Below are 8677 nucleotides of genomic sequence, written 5' to 3' on the forward strand. Positions count from 1 at the left end.
AGGGAGCGTTCGCCGAGGTACGGGTCGGGGACGGCGACGACCGAGACGTCGTGGACGGCAGGGTGGGCCAGGATGATGTCGGCCACGGGGCGCCCGGCACGCGCGCCCGCACGCCGGTCGCTCCACGCCGGAGCGCGACATGGGCCCGAGTCGTATGCCACACCCCCTTGACTCCCCCTCGACCGGGCGAAACACTGCCGTTCACCGGTCGGCATTGCCGAACGACTAGCGGCGATAGGCGTTAGGGTGTGGCAATGCCGAGGGCCGGTCAAGCCCATGCAGATGGCGCGTTCCCCGAGGAAGGGGCGTCATCTGGGGCGTGTACCCCGGAGGGACCCGGTGGTGCGCATTCCCCTGGACGAAGGACAAAGGAGTCGCGGTGTCCAGCTCCGACATCTTCATCGGCGAGACCATCGGTACCGCCGTACTCATCCTGCTGGGCGGTGGAGTCTGTGCCGCCGTCACGCTCAAACGCTCCAAGGCGAAGGACGCGGGCTGGGTCGCCATCACCTTCGGCTGGGGTTTCGCGGTGCTCACCGGCGCGTACCTGGCGGGGGGTGTGTCCGGGGCCCATCTGAACCCGGCCGTCACCATCGGTCTCGCGATCCAGGGCGGTACGCCGTGGAGCCAGGTGCCCCTCTACCTCGGATCGCAGCTGCTCGGTGCCGCCATCGGAGCGGTACTGGTGTGGGCCGTGTACTACGGGCAGTTCCACGCCCACCTGACCGACCCGGAGATCACCGGCACCCAGAACCCCGCCGAGGGCATGGTCGACCAGACCTCCGCGCCCGACGCCGGACCGGTGCTCGGGGTCTTCTGCACCAGCCCCGAGATCCGCAACGCCGTGCAGAACGTGGTCACCGAGGTGATCGCCACCCTCGTGCTGGTGCTGGCGATCCTGACCCAGGGCCTCAACGACGGCGGCAACGGGCTCGGCACGCTGGGCGCGCTCATCACCGCCCTGGTCGTGGTCGGGATCGGGCTCTCGCTCGGCGGCCCGACGGGGTACGCGATCAACCCGGTCCGCGACCTCGGCCCGCGTATCGTGCACGCACTGCTGCCGCTGCCGAACAAGGGCGGCTCGGACTGGGGCTACGCCTGGGTACCCGTCGTGGGACCGCTCGTGGGCGGCGCCCTCGCCGGCCTCCTCTACAACGTCGCCTTCGCCTGATGGGCGGGACCGGCGTCTTCGTCCGAACCAGAGGGCCCCTGCGCCCGGCGGACGCCTCCACACCCACACCCACACCACCACAGACCCCGGGGAGCACACCGTGAACGACGCACACACCGCCGGCCCGTTCATCGCGGCCATCGACCAGGGCACCACCTCCACCCGCTGCATCGTCTTCGACAAGGACGGCAGGATCGTCTCGGTCGAGCAGAAGGAGCACGAGCAGATCTTCCCGAAGCCCGGCTGGGTCGAGCACGACGCCACCGAGATCTGGGAGAACGTGCAGGAGGTGGTGGCCGGAGCGGTCGTCAAGGCGGGTGTCACGGCCGACGACGTGAAGGCCATCGGCATCACCAACCAGCGCGAGACCACGCTGATGTGGGACCGGCACACCGGTGAGCCCGTCCACAACGCCCTCGTCTGGCAGGACACCCGTACCGACGCGCTCTGCAAGGAGCTCGGCCGCAACGTCGGCCAGGACCGCTTCCGCCGCGAGACCGGTCTGCCGCTCGCCTCCTACTTCGCCGGCCCCAAGATCCGCTGGCTGCTCGACAACGTCGAGGGGCTGCGCGAGCGCGCCGAGCGCGGGGACATCCTTTTCGGCACGATGGACTCCTGGGTCATCTGGAACCTCACCGGCGGCACCGACGGCGGCGTCCACGTCACCGACGTCACCAACGCCTCGCGCACTCTGCTGATGAACCTGCACGACCTGAAGTGGGACGAGCGCATCCTGCGGTCCATGGACATCCCGGCCGCCGTGCTGCCGGAGATCCGTTCCTCCGCCGAGGTCTACGGCCTCGCCGCCGACGGGGTACTCGCCGGGGTCCCGGTGGCTTCCGCGCTGGGTGACCAGCAGGCGGCGCTGTTCGGCCAGACGTGTTTCTCGGAAGGTGAGGCCAAGTCCACGTACGGCACCGGCACCTTCATGCTCATCAACACCGGCTCCACCCCGGTCAACTCCTACAACGGGCTGCTGACCACCGTGGGCTACCGGATCGGCGACCAGCCGGCGGTGTACGCGCTGGAGGGGTCCATCGCGGTCACCGGTTCGCTGGTGCAGTGGATGCGCGACCAGATGGGGCTCATCAACTCGGCCGCCGAGATCGAGACCCTGGCCTCCTCGGTGGACGACAACGGCGGCGCGTACTTCGTCCCCGCCTTCTCCGGCCTCTTCGCCCCGTACTGGCGGCCCGACGCCCGGGGCATCATCGCCGGACTCACCCGCTACGTCACCAAGGCGCACATCGCCCGGGCCGTACTCGAAGCGACCGCCTGGCAGACCCGCGAGATCAGCGACGCCATGACGAAGGACTCGGGCGTCGAGCTGACCGCGCTCAAGGTCGACGGCGGCATGACCTCCAACAACCTGCTGATGCAGATGCTCTCGGACTGTCTGGACGCGCCCGTGGTGCGCCCGATGGTCGCCGAGACCACCTGTCTGGGCGCCGCCTATGCCGCCGGCCTCGCCGTCGGCTTCTGGCCGGACACCGACGCGCTGCGCGCCAACTGGCGCCGGGCCGCCGAGTGGACCCCCCGCATGGACGCGGCCACCCGTGACCGCGAGTACAAGAGCTGGCTCAAGGCGGTGCAGCGCTCCATGGGCTGGCTCGACGACACCACCGAGGAGTAAGCAGACATGACCATCCCGCAGAGCGTCCCCGCCCCCGGGACGCGCCCGGCCGCAGGCCCCCTCCCGGGCCGCGCCGAAACCAGGGAGCGGCTCTCCCGCACGACGTACGACCTCCTGGTGATCGGCGGCGGCATCCTGGGCATCTCCACCGCCTGGCATGCCGCGCAGTCCGGGCTGCGGGTGGCCCTGGTGGACGCCGGCGACTTCGCGGGCGCCACCTCCTCCGCCTCTTCGAAGCTGCTCCACGGGGGGCTGCGCTATCTCCAGACCGGCGCGGTGAAGCTGGTGGCGGAGAACCACTTCGAGCGGCGGGCCGTCTCCCGGCAGGTCGCCCCGCACCTCGCCAATCCGCTCACCTTCTACCTGCCGGTCTACAAGGGCGGCCCGCACGGGGCGGCCAAGCTCGGCGCGGGCGTCTTCGCCTACTCGGCGCTGTCCGCGTTCGGCGACGGCGTCGGCCACGTGATCAGCCCGCAGCGGGCCCGCCGGGACGTGCCGGAACTGCGTACGGACGGGCTGAAGGCGGTCGCGGTGTACGGCGACGACCAGATGAACGACGCGCGGATGGCCCTGATGACCGTGCGCGCGGCGGTCGCGGCCGGCGCCGACGTGCTCAACCACGCGGCGGTGACCGGACTCCGGTTCACCCGGGGCCGGGTCACCGGCGCGGAGCTGGCCGACCGGCTGGACGGTACGGAGTTCGGGGTGGACGCCCGCCTGGTGCTGAACGCCACCGGCCCGTGGGTGGACCGGCTGCGGCGCATGGAGGACCCGGGCGCCACCCCCTCCGTACGGCTGTCGAAGGGCGCCCATCTGGTGCTGCGGCGGACCGCCCCCTGGCGGGCGGCGCTGGCGACGCCGATCGACAAGTACCGGATCACCTTCGCCCTGCCGTGGGAGGACATGCTGCTGCTGGGCACCACCGACGAGGTGTACGAGGGAGAGCCCGAGGACCTGGCGGTGACGGAGAAGGACACCGCGCAGATCCTGGACGAGGCGGCCTTCTCGGTCCGGGACCAACAGCTGTCGCGCGATCTGATCACGTACTCCTTCGCCGGACTGCGGGTACTCCCGGGCGGTCCCGGCGACACCTCGAAGGCCAGGCGCGAGACGGTCGTGACGGAGGGGCGCGGCGGGATGCTGTCGGTGGCGGGCGGCAAGTGGACGACGTTCCGTCACATCGGCCGCACCGTGATGAACAAGCTGGCCGCGCTGCCGGGCCGTCCGCTGACCGACGCCATGGAGCCGATGGACCGGCTGCCGAAGCGGCTGGCGCTGCCCGGGATCGCCAGTCCCGACGCGGTGACGCACCGTCTGCTGGCGGACGGCGCCGGGTCGGGCCCCCGGCTGGCGGCGGACACCGCCCGGCATCTGGCCACCCACTACGGTTCGCTCGCCTTCGGGATCACCCGGCTCGCGGAGGAGGACCCGGCCCTCGCCCGCCGCATCCACCCCGACGCTCCGGAGATATGGGCGCAGGTGGCGTACGCGCGGGACCACGAGTGGGCCGAGACCGCCGACGACGTGCTGCGCAGGCGGACGACGCTGACGATCCGGGGGCTCGCCACCGACGAGGTGCGGGCCGGCGTCGAGTCGATGCTGGCGGTGCGCCGCTGAAGGACGGGAGCGGGGCCGGCGAGGGGTGACCCTACGCCCGGGCCCTCGGCCCCGGGCCCCGGGCCCGCGCTCCGCCACGCTGCCTCGTACACCGTTGCAGCCGCAGCCGCAGCCGCCGCAACGGTGTACGAGGCACGGGTACGGCAGTCCTTCAAGCCGCGTCTGGCGGGGAAGGCCGGGTCCGACACCCCGTTCCGGACGATCGAGGACGCCATCGCGGCCGGCCCGCAGTTGATCGGCAGTCCTCAGCAGATCATCGACAAGATCCTCGGCCATGACGAGGACTACCACCACGACCTCCGGTCGATCACCGTGGACGGCCTCGGTCCGAGCCGCCTCGAGCAGGTGGAGACCTTGCAGCGGTTCGCGGAGGAGATCGCTCCGGTGGTCCGACGGGAGCCCCCACGGATCTGTGGGAGTGATACCGGCTCCGGGCGGCCGAGGCGGACGCGGGCGGGACCCGCATAATGGGATGAGACATCCGATGTCTGATTCCCGTGCGTACTCTGGAGGACCGTCATGGCCGTCACCGACGAGGCGATCGAAAAGATCAAGGGCATGATCGTCTCGGGTGCGCTCCGCCCCGGCGACCGGCTGCCCAAGGAGAGCGAACTCGCCGCAGACCTCGGGCTGTCCCGCAACTCCCTGCGCGAGGCGGTGCGCGCCCTGTCGCTGATCCGCATCCTCGACGTACGGCAGGGCGACGGCACCTACGTCACCAGCCTGGACCCCCAGCTCCTGCTGGAGGCGCTGAGCTTCGTGGTGGACTTCCACCGCGACGACACGGTGCTGGAGTTTCTCGCGGTCCGCCGCATCCTGGAGCCGGCGGCGACCGCGATGGCCGCATCCCGGATCGGGGACGCCGAGCTGGACGCGCTCGCCGCGCAGCTCGACGCGCTGGGCAGCGCGCCCTCGGTGGAGGAACTCGTCGCCGCCGACCTGGACTTCCACCGGGGCATCGTCCAGGCCTCGGGCAACACCGTGCTCTGCTCACTGCTGGACGGCCTGTCGGGGCCGACCACCCGCGCGCGGGTCTGGCGCGGCCTGACCCAGGAGGACGCGCTCAGCCGCACTCTCCAGGAGCACCGCGCCATCCTGGCCGCCCTGCGCGACCGGGACCCGGAGGCGGCGCGGGCCTGGGCTACGGTGCACGTGGCGAGCGTGGAGCAGTGGCTGCGCTCGACCCTCTGAGACTCGCGCGGGCCCCTCGGGGAAAGCGCCCGCGCCTCCCCATGGCATGCGGCCTCCGGAAGGCGCTCGGCCTTCCGGAGGTGCGGGGGCGCCGGCCGCCGGTCCGTCGACGGTGACGGGGTCCGGCGGCCGACGGGTATTCAGTCCGACGCGGGGCGCAGCCTGAGGCCCTGCATCCCGCCGTCGATGGCGAGGGCGGTGCCGGTGACGGAGGCGGCGGCGGGACTCGCCAGGTAGACGATCGCGGCGGCCACCTCGTCGGCCGAGACCAGCCGGCCGAGCGGCTGACGGGCGTTGAGCGCGGCCCGTTCGGCCTCGGGGTCTCCGGCCTGGCCGAGCAGCCGTCCGATCCACGGGGTGTCCGCGGTACCGGGGTTGACGCAGTTGACGCGGACCCCTTCGCGGACGTGGTCGGCGGCCATGGCGAGGGTGAGGGAGAGCACCGCTCCCTTGCTCGCGCTGTAGAGGGCCCGCTGCGGCAGTCCGGCGGTGGCCGCGATGGAGCAGGTCTGGGTGATGGAGACCGCGCCGGGCCGCTCCAGGGCGGCGGTGCGCAGGTGCGGCAGGGCGTGCCGGGCGGTACGGACCATGCCGAGGACGTTGATGTCCAGCACCCGGGCCCACTCGTCGTCGGCGTTGTCCTCGACGGTGCCGATGGAGCCGATGCCGGCGTTGGAGACCAGGGTGTGCAGTCCGCCGAATTCGGCGGCGGCGCGGTCGACGGCCGCGCGGACCTGCGCGTCGTCGGTCACGTCCGCCTGCACGGCGAACGTCCCCTCGGGCGCACCGGTGGTGTCCCGGTCGAGCACGGCGACCCGGGCGCCGCGTTCCAGCAGCAGCGTGGCGACGGCGGCGCCGATGCCGGACGCACCTCCGGTCACCAGGGCGGACAGCCCGTCGAAATCCTTCGTTCCGGTCATCGGTCGGCCTCCTGGAGGGCGGGGAGGGCCGCCCAGACGGGGCCCTCCGGGTAGCGGTGTGCGGCGATCGACGCGGGCAGCATCCGGGCCGAGAACCCGGGTCCGCGCGGGGTGACGTACCGTCCGCCGGTCACCACGGCGGGCTCGGTGAAGTGCTCGTGGAGGTGGTCGACGTACTCGATGACCCGGTCCTCCCACGTGCCGGAGACGGCGACGAAGTCGAACATGGAGAGGTGCTGGACCAGTTCGCAGAGCCCGACCCCGCCGGCGTGCGGGCAGACGGGCACCTGGAACTTCGCCGCGAGCAGCAGGATCGCGAGGTTCTCGTTGACCCCGGCGACCCGGGCCGCGTCGATCTGCACGAAGTCCACGGCCCCGGCCTGGAGCAGCTGCTTGAACACGACCCGGTTCGCGCCGTGTTCGCCAGTGGCGACCTTGACCGGCTGACCGGCCCGGATGGCGGCGTGCGCGAGGATGTCGTCGGGGCTGGTGGGCTCCTCGATCCAGTGCGGGTCGTAGGGGGCGAGGGCGCTCATCCACTCCACCGCCTCGGCCACGTCCCAGCGCTGGTTGGCGTCGACGGCGATCCGGATGTCGGGGCCGACCGCCTCCCGGGCGATCCGCAGGCGGCGGACGTCGTCGTCGCGGTCGCCGCCGACCTTCAGCTTGATCTGGGTGAAGCCGTCGGCGACGGCTTCCTTCGCGAGGCGGACGAGCTTGTCGTCGTCGTACCCGAGCCAGCCGGGCGAGGTGGTGTACGCGGGGTACCCCTGGGCCAGCAGCCGCTCGGTGCGCTCGGCGCGGCCCGGCTCGGCGGCGCGCAGGATGGCCAGCGCGTCCTCGGGGGTGAGGGCGTCGGTGAGGTAGCGGAAGTCCACCAGGGAGACGAGCTCCTCGGGGGTCATCGTGGCGAGGAACTGCCAGACGGGCAGCCCTGCCGCCTTCGCCGCGAGGTCCCAGGCGGCGTTGACGACAGCCCCGGCCGCCATGTGGGCGACGCCCTTCTCCGGGCCGAGCCAGCGCAGTTGCGAGTCGTGCGTCAGCTCGCGGTACAGGTCCCCGAGGTCCGCGGCGGTGCGCGGGAGGGGCCGGCCGAGCAGGTAAGGCTTCAGGGCCTCGATGGCGACGGCCATGACGTCGTTGCCCCGGCCGATGGTGAAGCAGAACCCGTGTCCTTCGAGGAGACCGCCGCTCTCGCCGCCCGGGGCGTCGGTGCGCAGCACCACGTAGGCGGCGGAGTAGTCGGGGTCGGGGTTCATCGCGTCCGAGCCGTCCAGCTCCAGGGACGTCGGGAAGCGGATGTCGTGGACCTCGACGTCCGTGACGGTCTGACTCATGCGCGGCCCCCCAGGGGAATAACATCGGATCTCTACAGCGAACATCCGATGTATAGCGTCATACAAGCCCCTTCGTCCAGCGCGGGGAGAAATCCGAGGGTGCACAGCTCGGATGAATCTGGAGGCTGATGCCCCGATTCGATCGGTGACCCACTTCGGCGGACGAGGTTCACCCGCCCGTGCAAAGGGGCTTCGGATGGGAATGCTCCACCCCGTAAGGTTGGTGCGTACGTGTACGCAAGGGAACTTCGGAAGGAGGCCTGGGTGATCGAGCTCGAGGGTGTACCCGAGCTGATCGACCCGGTCATGGTGGCCGCGTTCGAGGGCTGGAACGACGCCGGTGACGCCGCCTCCACCGCGGTCGGACATCTGGACCGGGAATGGAAGGGCGAGGTCTTCGCGGCACTGGACGCCGAGGACTACTACGACTTCCAGGTCAACCGCCCCACCGTGTGGCTGGACGGCGGTGTCCGCAAGATCACTTGGCCGACGACACGTCTTTCGGTGGTCCGCATCGGTGGTGACAAGCCCCGTGACCTGGTGCTGGTCCGCGGCATCGAACCGTCCATGCGCTGGCGCTCGTTCTGCAACGAGCTGCTGGGCTTCGCCCACGAGCTGGGTGTCGAGATGGTGGTCATCCTCGGAGCACTGCTCGGCGACACCCCGCACACCCGGCCGGTGCCGGTCAGCGGGGTCACCTCCGATCCGGACCTGGCCGTCGTCGAATTCGTCGTCCACCAGGAAGGCCCAGAAAAGCCATTGGCAGAAGAGGTCGAGGTGCCGTTGGGAAGCGGACGGGAAGATGAGG

At 71.3% G+C, this 8677-nt stretch carries 8 protein-coding genes; 6 read left to right on the forward strand and 2 right to left on the reverse strand.

Annotated elements, in window-relative coordinates:
* Positions 1–379 precede the first annotated feature (379 nt).
* The 5 genes from ACWD3D_RS28530 (at position 380) to ACWD3D_RS28550 (ending at position 5612) form a co-directional block, all read left to right on the forward strand.
* The gene (locus ACWD3D_RS28530) at positions 380–1171 is read left to right on the forward strand and encodes an MIP/aquaporin family protein (RefSeq protein WP_451463660.1); all 792 of its coding nucleotides are present in this window, start codon (positions 380–382) and stop codon (positions 1169–1171) included.
* A 100-nt stretch (positions 1172–1271) separates the two neighbouring features.
* The gene (gene glpK / locus ACWD3D_RS28535; RefSeq protein ID WP_451463661.1) at positions 1272–2804 is read left to right on the forward strand and encodes a glycerol kinase GlpK; all 1533 of its coding nucleotides are present in this window, start codon (positions 1272–1274) and stop codon (positions 2802–2804) included.
* Positions 2805–2810: 6 nt separating this feature from the next.
* Positions 2811–4421, forward strand: coding sequence for an FAD-dependent oxidoreductase (locus tag ACWD3D_RS28540; RefSeq protein ID WP_451463662.1), 1611 nt, complete (start codon positions 2811–2813; stop codon positions 4419–4421).
* Between the two features lie 123 nt (positions 4422–4544).
* Positions 4545–4889 (forward strand): hypothetical protein, encoded by a 345-nt coding sequence (locus ACWD3D_RS28545; RefSeq protein WP_451463663.1) that lies wholly within the window; start codon positions 4545–4547, stop codon positions 4887–4889.
* A gap of 51 nt (positions 4890–4940) precedes the next feature.
* Positions 4941–5612, forward strand: coding sequence for a FadR/GntR family transcriptional regulator (locus ACWD3D_RS28550; RefSeq protein ID WP_328722604.1), 672 nt, complete (start codon positions 4941–4943; stop codon positions 5610–5612).
* A gap of 140 nt (positions 5613–5752) precedes the next feature.
* Here the strand turns inward: ACWD3D_RS28550 and ACWD3D_RS28555 are convergent, their stop codons facing one another.
* Both ACWD3D_RS28555 and ACWD3D_RS28560 read right to left on the reverse strand, forming a co-directional pair.
* A complete protein-coding gene (locus tag ACWD3D_RS28555) occupies positions 5753–6532 on the reverse strand; it encodes an SDR family NAD(P)-dependent oxidoreductase (RefSeq protein WP_451463664.1) in 780 nt (259 codons plus the stop codon).
* Positions 6529–7869 carry an enolase C-terminal domain-like protein gene (locus ACWD3D_RS28560; RefSeq protein ID WP_451463665.1) on the reverse strand — a complete coding sequence of 447 codons (1341 nt, stop codon included), beginning with the start codon at positions 7867–7869 and terminating at the stop codon, positions 6529–6531. Before ACWD3D_RS28560 ends, ACWD3D_RS28555 begins: the two co-directional genes overlap by 4 nt.
* A gap of 264 nt (positions 7870–8133) precedes the next feature.
* Here ACWD3D_RS28560 and ACWD3D_RS28565 point away from each other — a divergent pair.
* A partial coding sequence (locus tag ACWD3D_RS28565; protein ID WP_451463666.1) for a PAC2 family protein occupies positions 8134–8677 on the forward strand: 544 nt, incomplete at its 3' end.

The sequence above is a fragment of the Streptomyces sp. NPDC002690 genome (genome assembly GCF_053592415.1).